Annotated in this window: 14 protein-coding genes; 1 reads left to right on the top strand and 13 read right to left on the bottom strand. The window is 45.9% G+C overall.

From position 1 onward, the window contains the following. Nucleotides 1-292: 292 nt before the first annotated feature. The 11 genes from C170_RS04885 to C170_RS04835 all read right to left on the bottom strand — a co-directional run bounded on the left by C170_RS04885 (nt 293) and on the right by C170_RS04835 (nt 14,832). Nucleotides 293-1,981 (bottom strand): ABC transporter substrate-binding protein, encoded by a 1,689-nt coding sequence (locus C170_RS04885; protein WP_036606896.1) that lies wholly within the window; start codon nt 1,979-1,981, stop codon nt 293-295. Nucleotides 1,982-2,168: 187 nt separating this feature from the next. Continuing rightward, complete coding sequence (locus C170_RS04880) at nt 2,169-3,071, bottom strand: carbohydrate ABC transporter permease (RefSeq protein ID WP_036606894.1); 903 nt, start codon at nt 3,069-3,071, stop codon at nt 2,169-2,171. Nucleotides 3,072-3,086: 15 nt separating this feature from the next. Next, nucleotides 3,087-4,070 carry an ABC transporter permease gene (locus C170_RS04875; RefSeq protein WP_036606891.1) on the bottom strand — a complete coding sequence of 328 codons (984 nt, stop codon included), beginning with the start codon at nt 4,068-4,070 and terminating at the stop codon, nt 3,087-3,089. Between the two features lie 278 nt (nt 4,071-4,348). Further along, nucleotides 4,349-7,258, bottom strand: coding sequence for a glycoside hydrolase family 2 protein (locus tag C170_RS04870; protein WP_036606889.1), 2,910 nt, complete (start codon nt 7,256-7,258; stop codon nt 4,349-4,351). 175 nt (nt 7,259-7,433) lie between these two features. Next, the gene (locus C170_RS04865; RefSeq protein WP_036606887.1) at nt 7,434-9,032 is read right to left on the bottom strand and encodes a response regulator transcription factor; all 1,599 of its coding nucleotides are present in this window, start codon (nt 9,030-9,032) and stop codon (nt 7,434-7,436) included. Further along, nucleotides 9,025-10,815 (bottom strand): sensor histidine kinase, encoded by a 1,791-nt coding sequence (locus C170_RS04860; RefSeq protein WP_036606884.1) that lies wholly within the window; start codon nt 10,813-10,815, stop codon nt 9,025-9,027. Before C170_RS04860 ends, C170_RS04865 begins: the two co-directional genes overlap by 8 nt. Before the next feature lie 325 nt (nt 10,816-11,140). Continuing rightward, nucleotides 11,141-11,563, bottom strand: coding sequence for an OsmC family protein (locus C170_RS04855; protein WP_036606882.1), 423 nt, complete (start codon nt 11,561-11,563; stop codon nt 11,141-11,143). Nucleotides 11,564-11,793: 230 nt separating this feature from the next. Further along, the gene (locus C170_RS04850) at nt 11,794-12,540 is read right to left on the bottom strand and encodes an amino acid ABC transporter ATP-binding protein (protein ID WP_036606880.1); all 747 of its coding nucleotides are present in this window, start codon (nt 12,538-12,540) and stop codon (nt 11,794-11,796) included. 16 nt (nt 12,541-12,556) lie between these two features. After that, on the bottom strand, nt 12,557-13,201 hold the full coding sequence (locus C170_RS04845; RefSeq protein WP_017692207.1) for an amino acid ABC transporter permease: 645 nt from the start codon (nt 13,199-13,201) through the stop codon (nt 12,557-12,559). Nucleotides 13,202-13,233: 32 nt separating this feature from the next. Then, complete coding sequence (locus tag C170_RS04840; RefSeq protein WP_036606877.1) at nt 13,234-14,085, bottom strand: substrate-binding periplasmic protein; 852 nt, start codon at nt 14,083-14,085, stop codon at nt 13,234-13,236. A gap of 114 nt (nt 14,086-14,199) precedes the next feature. After that, nucleotides 14,200-14,832: a TetR/AcrR family transcriptional regulator gene (locus C170_RS04835; protein WP_036606875.1), complete on the bottom strand. Its 633-nt coding sequence runs from the start codon at nt 14,830-14,832 to the stop codon at nt 14,200-14,202. A gap of 214 nt (nt 14,833-15,046) precedes the next feature. Here C170_RS04835 and bacA point away from each other — a divergent pair, with 214 nt between their 5' ends. After that, entirely contained in the window at nt 15,047-15,856 is an 810-nt protein-coding gene (bacA, locus tag C170_RS04830) for an undecaprenyl-diphosphate phosphatase (protein ID WP_017692204.1), read from the top strand. Between the two features lie 675 nt (nt 15,857-16,531). Here the strand turns inward: bacA and C170_RS04820 are convergent. Continuing rightward, on the bottom strand, nt 16,532-16,858 hold the full coding sequence (locus C170_RS04820) for a thioredoxin family protein (RefSeq protein WP_017692202.1): 327 nt from the start codon (nt 16,856-16,858) through the stop codon (nt 16,532-16,534). Nucleotides 16,859-16,943: 85 nt separating this feature from the next. After that, nucleotides 16,944-17,852 (bottom strand): aldo/keto reductase, encoded by a 909-nt coding sequence (locus tag C170_RS04815; RefSeq protein WP_036606871.1) that lies wholly within the window; start codon nt 17,850-17,852, stop codon nt 16,944-16,946. Between the last annotated feature and the right edge of the window lie 116 nt (nt 17,853-17,968).

The following is a 17,968-nucleotide window of genomic DNA, read 5'->3' as shown; positions in this document are numbered from 1 at the left end:
ATGTAATTTTCTTGTTTTTATAACATTAGAAGCGTTTTCTTAAAAATAAAAAAATGTTCTTCTTGCCTTATTTCCTCTTCATTCTGCAAATGTTTACTTTGAGATTCAGGTGTATGCCACGTGTTGTACAAGCAAATGTAAGTGCTTTCATAATTGAATAATAATCGCTCCTATATCCCTTGTCAATAGTGAATTTATAAAATTGAAAACGTTTTTTAGAAAACGTTTTAGATAAAAAAAGAACCCAAATATTCTGGGTTCTTTTTCGTTTTAGATCTGAATTGCTAATCGTTTATTTAGCCTCTTCACCGCTCCACAATTGAACACGGTTTTGAACGAGTTCTGTATATTGTTTCTCCATATCCTCTGCTCCTGCTTGGTTCACTTCTGCAATCATGCCGTCATAGATCGCATCGAACTGTTCAGGAGTACTCAGAATGGCTTCCGGGATACGTTTCCGAATGATATCCTGTGTTTTCTTGAAGATGACGTTGTAGTTGGAATCACCTGGTGTTGGCAGATTGTATGCTGCTCCCCATGGTTTGATTGGGAACTCATCTTCACTCGGGAACAGATCTTTCCACGTCGTAGCACCGTAAGCTTTGAGTGTTTCTTTCTCTGCATCGGAATATGCTGCCACGATCTGTTCAGGGAAATTCGTAGTGTAGTAGTTATCCGTTGAATCCTTCACACCGTCTCCATAGTGACCAGACATATTGGTGTACAGACCGATACCCGTTTCTTTCTGGAATACAGCTGCATTATTGGTTTTCTGATCCAGAATGTCGGCAGGAATGACACGTTTGCCGTCCTTCACTTCATACTGTTTGCCCTCAATTCCCCAGTTCATCAGCACTTGCCCTTCTTCAGAAGCCAGGTAATCGAAAAATTTGATCGTACGAACCGGGTCAGGATTCGATGTTGTAATCCCTACACCCCAACCGGATACAAAACCAGGGTCTTGGTAGGCATGATCCTTGATATCCTCGGACAGGGTTACCGGGAAGTGTGAATACGTTGCTTCAGTCTTACCAGCGGATTTCAATGCATTTTCTGCATCGGAATAACCCCAATCCTGGTCAATGACACCCAGAACACGTCCACTTGCAATTTTGGATTTGTATTGGTCTGTTTTCTGGATAAAGCTGTCCTGATCCAGCAATCCAGTGTTGTACATATGGTTCAACCAGCGGAAGTACTCTTTTTCCTCTGGACGTTTGTAATGCAGACTTGCTTCATACGTCTCTGGATCGATATAGTATTCACCATCATCCGGAGCTCCTGTTGCCTGGAAGGCAGGGTTCGTTACAGTAATCATGATTCTCCAATCATCCGCGTCCAGTGTTAACGGGATCGTTGGCTGACCATCAATCGTTGGGTGTTTCTCTTTGTACGCCTTCAATACATTCTCGTAATCCTGAAGTGTACGTACTTCCGGGTATCCGAGTTCTTTCAGTACACGGTGCTGAATGCCAAATCCACCACCTGCATCAAAGTACTTTTGGTCTACCGCATAATACGTTGGCAGCACATAAATAGCCTGATCTTCATTACTGTATTTCAACCGGTCCATGTAATTACCATACAGCTTCTTCAGATTGGGAGCATATTGGTCGATCAGATCTGTCAGATCGAGCATTGCTCCGGCATCCACCAGTTTGCTGAGTTCTCCTTTGGGGGAGACAATATCCGGATAGTCTCCGCTCGCCGCCATTAAGGATATTTTATCTTGACCACCACTAACGGCAAATTCACCGTTAAGGGTTATCCCTGTTTTTTCCGTAAGGACTTTACCTACTTCATCCTTCATGCCATTCCAGTTCGGACTGGGGTCAACGCTGAAGAAATCAAAAGTAAGTGGAGTTGTCTCTGCGCTTGTATCCTTGAACGACGTATCACTGCCGCTTCCTCCACCGCAACCTGCGAGTAAAGACATTGCAAGCACTGGTGCCAGTGCAATCTTCATTTTGGAACTTGCCATAATGGTAATCCTCCCTGTTTCATATGTCTGTCTTATCCGGGACTTTTTTGTCCCTGTCTATAGCTTCATGAATACCACACCGCAGCCCTATACGGTGAAGCGCAGACCACATGGCTGCGCTTCGGGTATCCTGATGCTTCATTTGTAGATGTACGGCCGCTCTATGTGGCAGCCTGTACCCAATTGTTTAACCTTTTACTGCGCCCAGTGTCATACCACCAACAAAGTACTTCTGAAGGAATGGATATACAATGAGGATTGGAACCGTTACAACGATCGTAATCGCCATTTTGATCGATTCCGGTGAAATCTGTGTCATTTGCTGCGCCATATCATTGGCATTTCGTCCAGCACCTGAGCCCTGCTGTGTACTTTGCAATACTTTCATCAGCTCATATTGGAGCGTGGTCAAATGTGCCTTTGAACCATTATACAGGTACGTATCGAACCACGCATTCCATTGACCTACAGCCAGGAACAATGCGATGGTAGCAAGCACTGGTTTACACAGTGGCAAGATGATTCTGTAATAGATTGTAAAGTCATTCGCTCCGTCCAGCTTCGCGGATTCCTGCAATGAGTATGGCAGGCCATCAATGAATGAACGGATAATGAACACGTTAAATGCACTGATCATGCCAGGCAATACATATACCCAGAATGTACCGATCAGGTTCAAGTCACGCATCAGAATGTACACCGGAATCAGACCACCGGAGAAATACATCGTGAGCGCGAGCGTTGTGGAAACAAATTTTCTAAGTCCAAAATCAGGTCTGCTCAGTGTAAAGGCGATCATGGATGAACTGATCAATCCGAGCACGGTACCTACAAGTGTACGCAGAATGGAGATCTGCAAACCTTGTAACAATCCATCATATTGGAAAATCGTTTTGTAGTTCTGTAATGTGAATTCGCGAGGCCACAAGTAAATTCCGCCACGTACTGTATCTGTCGAGTTATTGAGTGAGATGGCTAGTACGTTAAGGAATGGATAAAGTGTTACAACCAGCACCATGGTCATCGCGAGGATGTTGAATATATCGAACAGTTTATCGCCCCGAGTAGCATTGAATGCTTTGTTCGCCATAATGTCGTCCCCTCCCTACATGATGCTTTCTTTTGTGAATTTTTTGAACAAGCCGTTCGCAGTAAACAGAAGGATGATACTGACAACGGAGTTGAATATACCTATGGCTGTACCATACGAGAATCGTCCCATATTCAAACCATAATTGAGCGCGTATAGATCAAGTACTTCCGAGTAGTCTGTGACCAGACTGTTGCCAAGCAAGAACTGCTTCTCGAAACCGATACTGATAAGATGTCCAATCGACATGATGAAAAGTACAGAAATCGTGGTCCGTATGCCAGGCAGCGTAATATGCCACATCTGTCTCCAGCGGTTGGCTCCATCTACACGGGAAGCTTCATACAACTCATTGTCGATACCTGTAATCGCCGCCAGATAGATGATGGCATTCCAACCGGTTTCCTTCCACATATCTGAAGCGGTTACAATGTACCAGAACAAGTTCCCCTTGGCCATGAATTGGATTGGCTGATCGATAATGTTCAGTCCTACCAATAGATCATTGATAATCCCTCCATCGGTGGAGAGCATCTTCGTAATGATCCCGGCTACAACAACCCAGGATACAAAGTGAGGCAGATATGATACCGTTTGCACGGCACGTTTGAAGAACATGCCTCTCATTTCATTCAGGAGAATAGCGAAGAATATCGGTACGATAAAACCGACAACTAGTCCCATCAAGCTCATTGCAAGCGTATTACGAAGTACCAGATAGAAACGATCATCACTGAACAGCTCTACAAAGTGTTTAAAACCAACCCACTCTTGATCACCAAATGATCTGGCAGGTTTATAATTTTGGAAAGCCATCGTCCATCCCCATAGTGGCAGATAGTTAAATACGAAAACCCAAGCTACGAATGGCAATGACATGAGATAGAGATATTTCTGCTGTTTCATTCTGTCCCAAATTCCGTTCCGCCGATTCTTTAAAGGCGGTTTGGGGTCACTGCTTCTGTTCGCGGAAGCGGATTTTTTTGTTAGCGTTTCCATCTCCGTTCCCCCTCCTCTGTTTTATAAAATAATCATACTCGATAGAGCGTTTTCAAAATACCATCTGGATTTTAGAGAAAATCATATAAAAATTAGATATAGACATATATAATCAGACATTAATTCGTTAAAATCAGTGATAAATTATACTTTTAAATGATATAAAAGTAATATTAAGGTAAAATACTATTGGAAGTGGTAAATATCGAAAACGTTTTATAGTAATCGTTTACTTCAACTACATGTCATGCAAAAAGGACCCTTTCGGGTCCCTATGATTACAATGTAAATTGAATGGTTTGCAGTTTAACGATGCCGAGTAGTTGCGCTACGGATATGGAGGTTGCTGGACGGAATTGATCTCCATTCAGATAGGCAAGTATCTCCTTAAATAAGTAGGCGGCTTCCGGACGCTTCATTACAGCCAGATTGGCAAACGGAAGTGAGGATACCAAAATCTTGCCCTTCCCTACTTTTGCCTCAAAGGCATAAGCGAGTCGTTTGGCCCGATGGAAATGGTCCAGCACTTCGATCAGCGGCTCAACCCCGGGCAACGTATCCAAACATATCGCTGGTGTACCGTTCACCAAGTGATACCAATGCCAGTCCGAAGCCCCATCATGCGGGAAGGTGCCTAGTAGTGCTAGCCGATCTCTCAGATACATGCCCATCGTTGCACCAGGCTGCGTAGCAAACATCAGGTAATTCCAGAATACAGGCAGATACTTGGTCTCCACTGAATCATATAACCCTTCTGCGGTTGGCTGTAGCCAAACACTTCCCCCGTTGACCACATAATCAACGACATTGGGTGTTAACGACTGAACGATAACCAAGTCAATCTCCCGATTTTTCAACAACTGGAATCCATCGATGCGATCTACGCAATCATCATGCGCTTCACCTAGGAATGGCTTCAACTCTGCCACGGTATTCCAGAACCGATTCGAACTCGGATGAGACTGATAAAAAGGAAACGACCAGCCATGCCATACATTCGCTACAGTTCTTTCCAAATCGCCTGATATCAGCTCCGCCTCGATCCGAAAAGCTGCTGCCCCTTCATGAGGAGCGGTAGCGACGATACTTCCCAGTGATATGACAGACCCACATTGGATATTTCCGGTCTTCCATTCCCCTTCATTAAGTATCACATCATTGCTTATTAACCTCCACTGAATGACCGCGTCCTCAAGCGGCTCCTTACCGTAGTGAGAGATGCGTACATCGACATGAATGGATTCTCCGGCGTAAAATGTACGCTCTTTGCAGCTTAACAACAGCACCACATCTGCGTTGAAACACATGAATTCTTCTGGTGTTGTAATGCCTTTGTCATCCCAAAACACATCCAGAATGCCCGTCGTAGCATGTCCCTGTCCTGGAAAATCGCGAATGTCCAGAAGTTGTACGCCCGCAGCGTCCGGTGTTCGCCGAATCCGCTCCATGGCTTCTTTTAAGGAACGTACCAGATGGGTACCACTGACCTGTTGAAAATGCTCCAGATCCTCGATCATGCCTTTGTTTGTTAACGATTCTTCGATCGGTCGTAACCAGCTAGGACGCAATACGCCAGTATACTTCGCTCGCTCTTGGGGCCGCACATACATGGTGTACTGTGCATGTTCGTGCCCAATGACGGGATGCTCCGCGAGCCGAGTGACTGCATGATAGTCCAGCGTGGTATCCGGCACAGCAGAATATGCGGATTCCAACGGGGGATGCCAGTTCAACGACTGAATATAATAATCACCTTCCCGCCCTTGCGCCGGAAGCTGTCCAAAACCTGTATTGTCCGTATATAACCGGGTCGGGTCCATATCCCTTGCCCTTGAGACCAATGCATTGAGTTCTGGGTGGCCATTCGGACCAATAAGTTCATTCCCCATGGAGAACATGACGAATGAAGGATGTCTATGCAGCGACTGAAGCAACCCGTCCAGTTCTTGTGTCAGATAGGACAATACTTCAACTGGCGCAGACTGATCCGATTGCTCAAAGAAACGAGACCAATGGGGAAGTTCAGCCTGCACCAGCATGCCCGCTTCATCAGCAGCATCCCAGAAAGGCTCCGGCGCGCTCCACCCATGCAGTCGGACATGATTGAAGCCATACGATCTGGCGATTCGAAATTGCTGAAGATAATGCTCCTTGTCCCAGACGGGATAACCCGTCAGTGGAAAGATACAGCAATCGACGTATCCACGCAAATATACTGGTATCCCATTCAGTTCAAGCTGCTTCCCGTTTGTTGCAAAGGAACGTACACCAAACGATTGCTCCAGCCGATCCAGTTCCCGTTCACCGTCATAGAGACGGATCATAGCCTTGTATAATTCAGGAGATTCATCCGACCATCTTGCGATAGACTTTTCTGTTCCAAGTTCCAATCGCCACTGAGTTATTACAGCGTTACTTTCAGTTAAACCTGGTGAGCTTATATCCACATGTGATGGATCACTCAGATTCACATTACAACTATATCGATCAAGCCAGGTGCCGTCCGGTTGCTGGATATCCACATGTAATTGCATCGATCTAGCGGAATCATCTGCGGGAGCGCTTACAGTACAATCAATCAGAAGAGTTCCAGTTTCAGCATCTGGTTGAATACGTAACGTCTGTAATCGGCATGGGGGCAGACTGTCCAGATAAACACCACCCGTGATGCCACCCCAGGCTGTGGCCGTATGCAATGAATGAATATGGCTACCCGCCAGCGGAAGTTTCATCGTATTGTCCACGCGGATCTCCACACGATTCACTTCTCCCTGCTTCACCAGAGAGGTAACATCCCACTTCTGTTGATTCACCAGACTATCCTGCTGCCCGGCATACTGTCCATTGATCCAGAGATACGTTGTCCATCGGACACCTTCCAATCTGAATACATAGTGGCATCCAGGATCGTCTGATGGAACATGAACATCCTGAGCATACCAGGCTGAGCCTTCAAATTCGCGTACCTTGGTCCAAGTATCGAGCCTTTCGTATTCAGGCTCATCTCCGTATCCTTGCTCTTCCCATGAACCGGGAATCTGAATGGTCTCCCATGATGTATTTTTACACTGTGAAGGCGGTAATATCTCTTGTTCAACGAGTATATCGGACTCCAGATCCAAACAAAACTGCCATGTTCCATTTAAGTTCAATGTATGACGTACAGCGCCTATATCAGACAAATTCATATCGTATAGCCATCCCTTCATCTGGATTCTTGTAAATCCAGTCTAAAATGTGAAACATTCGGTGACCATTGCTTATCATGGGAAGTGCATGGACAATATGATGAATCTGGAAATTTCTCAGGAGTATCGAAAACGTTTTACACAATAGGCAGGGGCAAAGCCCAGCACTCCGTACTTATTCCTCGTTTATATCTGTAGCCGTTCCTTTAATTGATGATTGGGTTCTGGCCTGTTTGTAAGCGGAAGGGCTCTCCCCTACATACTTCTTGAATTTGCCGTGGAAGTAGTCCACATTAGCATATCCCACTCTCGCCGCGACCTGATGAACCTTCAGTCCTTCGTCCAGCAATTCCTTGGCCTTTTCCATACGAACCTTGTCCAGAAATGCATTGAAATACTCTCCAGTATGATTCTTGAACAACTTACCCAAGTAACTGCTGTTATAGTTAAACACTTCTGCTAGTACTTCAAGCTTGAGATTCTCGCCAGGGTTACGCTGGATAAATTCAATCATCTGTTTCAATACAGTATCCTTGCTTCCCCCACCCATACGTTGAATAAGTCGATTCAAATGTTCCGATGCCATGACTTTGAGATCAGACATCGTAAATTGATGATAGACTTCATTAATCAGAACCGAATGTTCCTGCATAATGGAGTGCATATGTTGATTCGTCGCCGCAAGCTTGTTGAACGCCAGGGAAAATACCTGTGAGAACGCCGTCTTGATCGCTTGCTCTGTTCGGTGATATGGAACAAGGCGCTCTTCCATCTCACCCAGCACCCGCATAACGGACTCACTACTGCGGATGTCTAACGCATAATACAGTTTGTCCGCGAGTTCGTCCTCAACTGGCTCATGTGCTCCGTCCACAGCTTCAACTTCTGGTCTAACAACGCCTTCGCCTTCGCTACCTTCAGTCCACAGAATGATGCGTTGCTCCGTGAACAAGAAGCGTTCCCCGAGTAAACGATTCGCCTGCGTGTATGACCGCGCAATTTCAGAAGTGGAATGTACAGGTTCTCCCGCAGCACCGTACATGTGAACCTCCCATTCTCCTAGCAGTCCTTCCAGCTCATCATACAGATTTCTTGCTGATGACTCGGATGTGATTATTTCCTTACTTAACAGCCCCAGACCAGAATGGAACGAGAATACAATGCCTCGGTCTTTATGGTCAAATGCTTCAATCAGTTTGCGTTTCATAACACTTCCCCGTTGCAGATCAGGGGTTACATGCATCTCAAGCAGCACAATCTGATAGTGAGGCCAGTGCAGCCCCAGGCTATCTTCTTCCATGCTACCCGCACCCTCCAGACTGTCAAAGAGCAAAGCCTCGATCTGATGCTCCCTAAAGACGGTATCTTCACCAGCATGACGTGCCATTGTCTCCCGTTCACGGGTCAGGATTGTAGCAATACGCTCCAGTTCACCAATAATCTCTTCTTCATCCACCGGTTTGAGCAGATAACCATCCACACCAAAACTGATGGCTTTTTTGGCATAATCAAAATCTGCATAACCACTTAATATCAAAAAGTGCGAATCCGGATGATTCCGGCGCACTTCTTCAATCACATCCAGCCCGGTCATACCGGGCATGCGAATATCAATAATCGTCAGATCAGGCTCCAATTCCTCAAACCGGGAGATGGCCTCACGCCCGCTGGCAGCTGTAGCGATGACCTGGAATCCGTATTTTTCCCACTCAATAATGGTTGTCAGTCCCTCACGTATGCTCGGTTCGTCATCCACCAAAAACACTTTATACATGTTGGTCCCCTCCTGCTGGCAAAGTGAAAGAAACCTCTGTTCCTTCCCCATATACACTCTTAATCTGTATTCCATATGGCTCGCCGTACGTCAATGTTAAGCGTTGATGTACATTACGCATGCCGATCCGACTCTTCTCCTGTTCCTCCGGTCCACAGATAAACTGCATCACCTCAGCCAGTCGTTCTGGCGTTATACCTGCACCATTGTCATCCACACGGATCTGCACGATGTTCTCTACTAAACGAATACTTATATGAACACGGACTGTGCCCTCTTTGTTCTCCAGACCATGGACAATCGCATTCTCAACCAAAGGTTGAATAATCAAAGGCGGAATGTACATCTTCTCCACCTCGGGATCGATATGGATCTGGAATGCAAGGCGGTCGCCGTAACGAAATTTCTGAATTTCCAAATAAGAACGTACCATTTCAAGTTCAGCCCGGAAGGTTGTTTTTCCACTGCCAATCTCCAGACTCTTGCGCATCAGCTTGCCCAACAGCCTGACGATGTTAGCAATCTCTGCTTCTCCCTTAATATGCGCTTTCATCCGAATGGACTCCAGTGCATTAAACAAGAAATGTGGATTGATCTGGCTCGCCATCATTTTCAGTTTAATCTCTTTTTGGGCGATTTCCAATTGATTGTTCTGTTCGGTCGCTTCTACCACCTGCGTCATGAGTTCATTGATACTTTTCACCATATAGTTGAACTGTCGTGATAGTTGCCCAATCTCATCGTTTCCATCAATTCGTGAAGTCACGTTCAGGTCTCCTAATGCAAGCTTGTTGAGGTGTTTACTCAGCCGGAGCAATCGATTGGAAGTGAGGAACGAGATGATATATACGAATAGTAGGGCGATCACCAGCACCAGTATAATAAAAATCATGCCGATCAAGCTGACCGTGTTGGCGTCTTTGACGATATTTTTGGTGGCAAAAACCGAAATCACCTTCAGGTTGTTCATACTCGATCCAGGGCCCAGCTCATCAATAACAATATTAGATGGTTCCCCCCGGAAATCACCCTCTATGGTGCCTTTCGCCTGATTCTGCAGATCAACGCCAAAATCAAGCTCGTCCAGCGTTTTTCCTACCAGTTCGGTATTCTTGGCTGCAACCACATACCCCTGCTCGTCCGTAATCATCGTCTCAAACTGTTCCTGACGCAATAATCCATTCAGCTCATCCTGATTGATCACAATCATCAACACGCCCTCGGTCCGATACTCGGCAAAAGGTACTTTGCGCACCAGGCTGAGCTTGTGTACAGGATTATCTTCCTTGTCTGGGATGTAGAACCACCCGATGCTGGTTGTTTTCAGTGCCTGTTGGTACCAGTAGCTCTCTTCCGTCTGCTTGTCTACCGGGATGAATTCGAGGTTGTTGATCAATGTTGGGTTAGTCGAGTAAAAACGAATGCCTGCTATCTCACGGTACAAACGCCTGTACTCCTGAAAGTCTTTGTATGCAAGATACGCTGAGGTTAACTCCACAACGCTCTTGTACCGTTTATTTACGATCTCCTTAAGATCCGCATTAAACATTAAAAGATTGGATATATCGGTTGGTACACGAAGCATGGTTGCCGTCTGGCTCTTGATCTTGTCCACATTGATGATCGTCTGTCCTATCGCATTGTCCAGGGCTTGCTGGCGAAAATAACTGGTCACAGCAAGACCAACAATCAGGACCGGAATCATGACAACCAGTACATAGGAAATGAGCAATTTATGCTTTAATTTGAGATTATTAGTGGTTCGTATCAACCTTTTCAACATGTCTGCACCTTCCGTCATCTGTATAAGCGCTTACATATAAACAGCAGGATCAGGATGTTCTGTCCTCAGAATTAATCATACCACAGAACCGTCAGAATTCGGATTGTCATTGCAATGGGTACTATATTGCCAGGCTGCAAGCCAACCTACCTCTAGTAGAAGAAGCCGCCATTAACATGGCGACCGGGCTTACCGAATTATTTTCTACTGACAGAAGTTTAGTGACTCCTAGATGGGCGAAATCCCTGTTGAAGTGTTGGAAAAGCAAAAAAAGGCACTCCCACGATTGGAAGTGCCTCTCAGTATCAGATTTACTCATATGTTATTAAGGACGAGGTGTACTTACCCCATTGAGGATCAGTTTAGGATGAATATCGGCGCTCAGCGAAGCGGAAACTGCACAATATTTTTCCTCAGCCATCTGGATGGCTTTCCAGATGCGATAATCCGGGATATCGCCATCGACTTTGAAGATCAGATCAATGGATGTGAAGCCTTTGGGCATCTCTTCACTGCGTGTGCCTTGCGCTTCAATCTCAATCGACTCAATTTTGTCCAGGAAAGCGTCCAGAATCATCGTAATATCGATTCCCATACAGCCCCCGAGACCCGCCAGCAACAATTCCATCGGGGTCGCACCCTTGCTGTCACCACCATAAGCAGCAGTGGCATCCATGCCAACGGCGTAGCCAGAGGGTCCTTCGGAAGTAAACGCGCGTTTGCCTTTCCATACGGTTGTTACATTCATGATGTTATCCTTCTTTCTTACAATAGTTTACGATTTGCAGAAATCCGTTCCGGGTACGGCTCGTTCTTCCGATCGCTGTTGTCTCCAAATATTTTTGATTTTTATTCACAAAGGACAATATTCGGAGACAAAGGCGAGCGCTACGCTTCTTCAGAATCGATTCCGTCCCCTTCACTCAGCAGCTTATCGCTATAATCGATCGTATCAATCAGTAAATTGTAGTAATGTAATTAGAATTCAGTAATCTGTTGCAAGAAACGACGGGTGCGTTCTTGCGTTGGATGTTCAAAAAAGGCTTGTGGACTTGCCTCTTCCACAATTGACCCGTCCGCCATAAAGACGATTTTGTTCGCCACATTACGGGCAAACTTCAATTCATGTGTCACAACCAGCATCGTCATGCCTTCCTCTGCCAGTTCCTTCATAACGGAAAGCACTTCTCCGACCAATTCAGGATCAAGAGCTGAAGTTGGCTCATCAAACAGCATCACTTCCGGCTCCATCGCGAGTGCACGCGCAATGGCGACCCGCTGCTGTTGTCCACCGGACAATCGGGATGGATACGCATCCTGCTTGTCCGACAAGCCGACCCGATCCAGAAGAATCCGGCCGCGTTCAGCCGCCTCGTCCCTTTTGATTTTTTTCACCGTAACAAGGCCTTCTATCACATTACCCAGCACTGTCTTGTGCGGATACAGATTAAATTGCTGGAATACCATGCCGGTCTGGCGACGAATCTCCAGTACCCGGGCACGTTGGACTCGCAGCGGATCTGCGCTGTTGACCACAATGCCGTTCACTTCGATCTGTCCTCCGGACAGCTCTTCCAGCCCATTCAGACAGCGCAGCAAGGTACTTTTGCCTGAACCACTTGGGCCAAGCAATACAACAATATCTTTGGCATCGACATGCAGATCGATGTTCGTAAGTACTTCATTTTTCTGAAAACGTTTGGTAAGTCCAGTTGTTGTAATCATCGGTTCTCTCCTCCCATCAGTAAGCCCGGGCCAACCGGCGCTCCACTTGTTCCAGAATGGCCGAGAAGCCGATACTCATAATCCAGTAGATCACACCGATGGCCAGATAAAAAGGCATATTCAATGCATATTGGGATACCAGCAGTTGTGCTGAACGCAACAACTCGGTAACACCAATCGCCGCCACAAGTGATGTTTCCTTCAACATGCCAATAAACGTGTTCCCCATCGGCGGAATCGCAATGCGCACAGCCTGCGGGAAGATAATCCGTCTCATCGCTTGAGCCGGGGTCATTCCCGTTGCATATGCAGCTTCAGTCTGTCCTTTAGGCACAGCCTGAATGGCTCCACGGAACGTCTCCGATAGAAACGCACCTGCATTCAGACTCAGTCCCAGACATGCTGCGGTGAGTGATCCCAAGGTCACTCCATAATCGACCAATCCGTAATAAATAACGAATAATTGCACCAGCAGCGGGGTTCCCCGCATGATGGATACATAAAACCTTGCGATCAACCTAAGCCACATCGGTCCCTTCAGACGAGCAATCGCAACAAGCACCCCGATGATGAACGCAAAAAACATGGAGATCACAGTTACATACAGCGTATAATAAGCCCCCTTCAGAAAGAAGGGGATATTCTCAAATACCAGTTCCATGGGTCAAATCTTCCCTTCGCCTTGCAGGTTCATTATTGCGCAGGCTCTTCACCAAACCATTTTTTGAAAATGGTATTGTACGTGCCATCATCTTTCATGCCTTTGAGAGCATCATTTAATGCTGCTACAAGTTCCGGATTGTCTTTGCGAACAGCAATACCTGCCTGGTCACTCTTAATAGCTTCACCTACAGCTTTGATTTTCAATCCGTTGGCATCCACAATCGGTTTCAGAGCGTACATATTGTTGATTGTTGCATCAATCCGCCCAGCATTCAGATCTTTGAGTGAAGAGATGACATCGTCATAGGTTTTAATCGTGAAGTCTCCCACTTTTGGCAACACTTCATTACGCAGATATGATTCATCATTTGTACCCAGACCTACGCCAATCGTCTTACCTTTGAAGTCTTCCAGCTTGGTAATATCGTTATTGTCTTCTTTTACAATAATTTTAACTTGGTTCGTAATATACGGATCACTGAAATCCAGTACTTTCTTACGATCATCGGTAATCGTCATCTGGCTGATAATGGCATCAAGCTTCTTCGCTTGCAGACTTGGTGTCAGACCGGAGAACTCTTGGGATACAAATTCAACCTCTACACCCAGACGCTTCGCAACTTCACGTGCGATATCGGCATCATAGCCGTCCATTTCTTTCTTATCGTTCAGGAAGTTGTACGGTGCGTATGTGCCCATCATGCCCACTTTGATAACGCCAGCAGACTTGATTTGCTCCAGTTCATTGCTTGCCTGTGCACCATTTGTACTTCCATTGTCTGCTGCTTTACTTCCACAAGCACTAAGTACCAGCACGGTCATCAGCAGAATTGCTGTCAAAGACCAGCCTTTACGAGTTTTCGATCCATATGTGTTGTTCATTACGTTAACTTCCTCTCAGTCGTGTATTAATCTGGATGTACATTGGGTTACTTTATTGTGACTAAACCGCAGTTGTACCCATTATTCCCTGCTATTTGTTTAATCATGTGAATCTTATGTGCCTAGCAGTCCGTAAAACTCAAAGCTTGCTGCTTCAGTTGCCAGCGATGAAGCTGTCATGGCTGAAAATTTGCTGTGTAACTCATCGGAACCGAACAACCAGCGTGATATCATGCCTTCAATCATGCTTACCAATAGGGCTGCTCGAAGTGGAACATCCATGCCCTTAGGCAACATGCCGAGTTCGATGGCACGTTCCATATTGTGACGAAACGCAGTTTCCACGGCATTACGTGTCTCCTCGACCAGGCGTTGTACGGACTCTTCCGTCACGATGCCTTTGAGCAACAGTTCCATAAAATAACGATTCTGCGCGGCAAACAAAAACAAGTCAGTGAACAGCCTTTCTGATGCTTTCACCATATCCTCTACTGATCCGGCATCCTTGCGGTACCCTTGTCCAATCGACTCAAGTAACTTCTCCTTGCCCGTTAAGACAATCTCCGAAGCAATGGCTTCTTTACTCTTGAAGTGCCAGTAGAATGTCCCTTGCGCCACACCAGCCTCGCGGACGATATCGGAAATTTTCGTCTGATGGTAACCTTGGGTTGCAAAACGTTCCATCGCTATGCGTATTATTTGGTCCCGGCGTTCTTCACCGGGTTCCAAACCGTTAATTTTGGTCATTCATGTAACCCTCCCGATTGATCAGTCAGTCAGTTAAGTTATATCCTATGGGATAACTAGGTTTTTGTCAATATAGTTTTAAACAAATGGTTACAAGCATAAGTTGAAGTTGAGTGCATTTGTGATCATAATAGGTGATAGCCTTGTTCAAATGAACAGGCATGGTCAAGCAGGACAGCCTGTGCTGTCACCTGCATTTCAAGGAGGAAGAGAATTGGACATTATATCATCCATTATTATGGGCATCATCGAAGGTTTGACTGAGTTTTTGCCCGTGTCCTCTACTGGACACATGATTCTGACTGCCCATTTGCTGGGTTTATCGGAGGACAACGAGTCAGTCAAAACGTTTGAGGTGGTTGTTCAACTCGGAGCTGTACTTGCTGTTGTTGTACTGTATTGGAACAAATTCATTGATATGTTCCGCTTCACCGGAGGGAGCAGGCCTTACTCCCGCCGCCTCAATCTGGGACATATTTTCCTGGCGATGGTTCCTGCCGTAGTCATCGGACTTGTATTCCGCGACTGGATCAAAGCACATTTGTTTGGTCCGGAAACAGTGCTGTACAGCCTCGTTATAGGTGGTATATTGATGATCGTAGCCGAACGCTGGAGCCGGAAGAGTGGGCGGATTACTACCCATGATGTCGATGATATTTCCTACAAACAGGCATTCGCGGTGGGTATATTTCAGATCTTGGCGTTGTGGCCAGGCTTCTCCCGTTCCGGGTCAACGATCTCAGGCGGTCTCTTTGCAGGGGTAAGCCGTGTAGCCGCTGCGGAGTTCACATTCCTCGTGTCTGTGCCAATTATGATTGGTGCTACGGGATATGACCTGTACAAAAGTATCGATCACCTGAACGGCAGTGATTTCCCAATCTTCGCGATTGGATTCATCGCTGCTTTCATCGTCGCCATGCTTGCGATCAAGACGTTCCTGTCCATTTTGAAAAAATTGAGTCTGACCGTCTTTGCTGTGTATCGCTTTGTCTTGGCAGCCGTGTTCTTTATTATTTTGATGTAAGCATTACAATTCAAGTAATTAGACAGGCAAAATCAATGGCGGCCTCACGTTCCCTTGGGAAGCGAGGCCGCCATATTTTATATTCTGAACTATTGTTTCTGTTGCTTCACAATTCTGTTGCTGCTTCAGAGACAGCAATACCCGTAATTAGAAGAAGTCTGATTCTTCATTACTTCCTTCTTTGCTGGGTTGAATCATTGGTGATGCCGACTAGGTTTACTATGTATCATGTACATCCATATTTATGTTCACTTCTGAAAAGCAGTCTGGCTAATACCACTCTTTTACTTGAAAGTTCCTGTGTTTCTTTCGACTCTTCAATCTCTCACGCAGATTATATCTATTCTCCTTTTGTTCCTGCAGCAATTGCTTCACCCCGATCATCAACAATCGGTATCTTCGGTCATCATTGTGACTTAATTGGTGCATTTCTTCAAAGATTTCATTCTTCATACGGATCTTGTTCACTCCAAATATTCAGTTTGTTCTCACAGTATACATGGGAGCACTGAACAAATTCTAAACAAGCGTTGTTTCTCAACTTCAGTTATTCAAATGCACATTTGAATGCACTTCAAGCGTGCTGGAATGAAACAGAAAAACCCCTTCCTGTCGCAGGACAAGAAGAGGTCTCCTTAGCTAAATTAATTAGACAAACTGCTGAGTCTCGTACGCTTAAACTTTGGATTCAAGCGTCTCCAGATACTCGGAGATTTGAGCAGGTGTTTTAGCCCATTTGCTATGCAGATGTGCGATTTTCTTGCCGTTCTGGAAGACGAGCAGGCTTGGAATGCCGCGTACACCATTCTCTTCGGCAAACGGCTGGAACTTTTCTGCATCCAGGGCATAGAAGGTTTTGTCCGTATGTTGGTCGATAACATCCCCGATAAAACGATCCAGGTTTTTGCAATCCGGACACCAGGTTGTATCAAATTTAATGACGGTAAAACCATCAGAGTTAATTGTATCCAAATATTGCTGTTCACTTTGAATTCTTTCCATATGTCTTCTCTCCCTTATATGTTCCTTTTTTGGCTGATCTTCATTGTACCTCGTATAGTTACAATTGAAAATAGGCTTAATGGAGTTAACGATGCTGCTTGTACAGATTAGCGGGACTGAGTTCTCGTATTTCCTGAATTTCCGCAGGGGTGAGTTCAGGCGAATTCGAAGCAGCAATATTATGCAACAACTGTTCTCTTGAACTGGCACCAGGGACAACAGCTGCTACGGCAGGATGGGATAACGCGTAGCGAATAGCCGTCTGAGCCATACTGCGTTGGTCTGTAACAAGACGACTTAGCCCTTGCCGAATGGTATATAGTTGCTCTGGCGTATAGTCCAGATAACCTTTGTCTGCCTTGGCAGATCCAGAATCGGCAAGCACACCGCTAGCCACAGGTCCACGGGCAATTACGCTGATCCCCTTTTGCTCCAATAAAGGCAACACTTCTTCTTCCGCTCTGCGGTCAGCAACACTGTACTGGTTCATTACACTCACGAGGGATGCCCTCTCCACATATTCCCGAATCACGTTGGGACGAATGGAAGAGATACCGTAATACCGTATTAGTCCTTCTTTCTTTAACTCCTCAAACGCTTCGATCGTCTCTTCGATGGGGTCGTCCAAGGTCCCGCCATGCAGCTGATACAGATCGATGTAATCGGTCTGCAGACGCTTCAGACTTTCATGTACAGCCTGCTTAATGTAGGCTTTGGACGGGTCCCATGACCAGCCGTCTTTGCCCGGCATACGACGATTACCTACTTTGGTCGCCACAATGACTTGGTCCCGACGCCCCTTAATAGCTTGTCCTACAATCTCTTCATTACGCCCTTCGTCATACAGATCGGCTGTATCCAACAGATTGACACCATGATCCAGAGCCTCATGAACCAGGCCCACAGCGTGCTCCATTTCAGTTCCAAGTGACATACATCCTAGCCCAATCTCAGACACCATCAGTTCGGATGTACCCAGACGATTTTTCTTCATATGTGCATCTCCCTCCATACGTTCTGCAAGTATCCATTGTATCATTCTTGCTGGCAAAAATCGCATGCCTCACCGAAACAAAGGGTAGTTTTCATCTCACAAAAAAACCTGGAACG

This window comes from Paenibacillus sp. FSL H7-689, from assembly GCF_000517905.1.
Taxonomy (GTDB): Bacteria; Bacillota; Bacilli; order Paenibacillales; family Paenibacillaceae; genus Paenibacillus; species Paenibacillus amylolyticus.
Note: the sequence above shows the minus strand (reverse complement) of the source record. Positions and strands in the feature narration are given on the sequence as shown.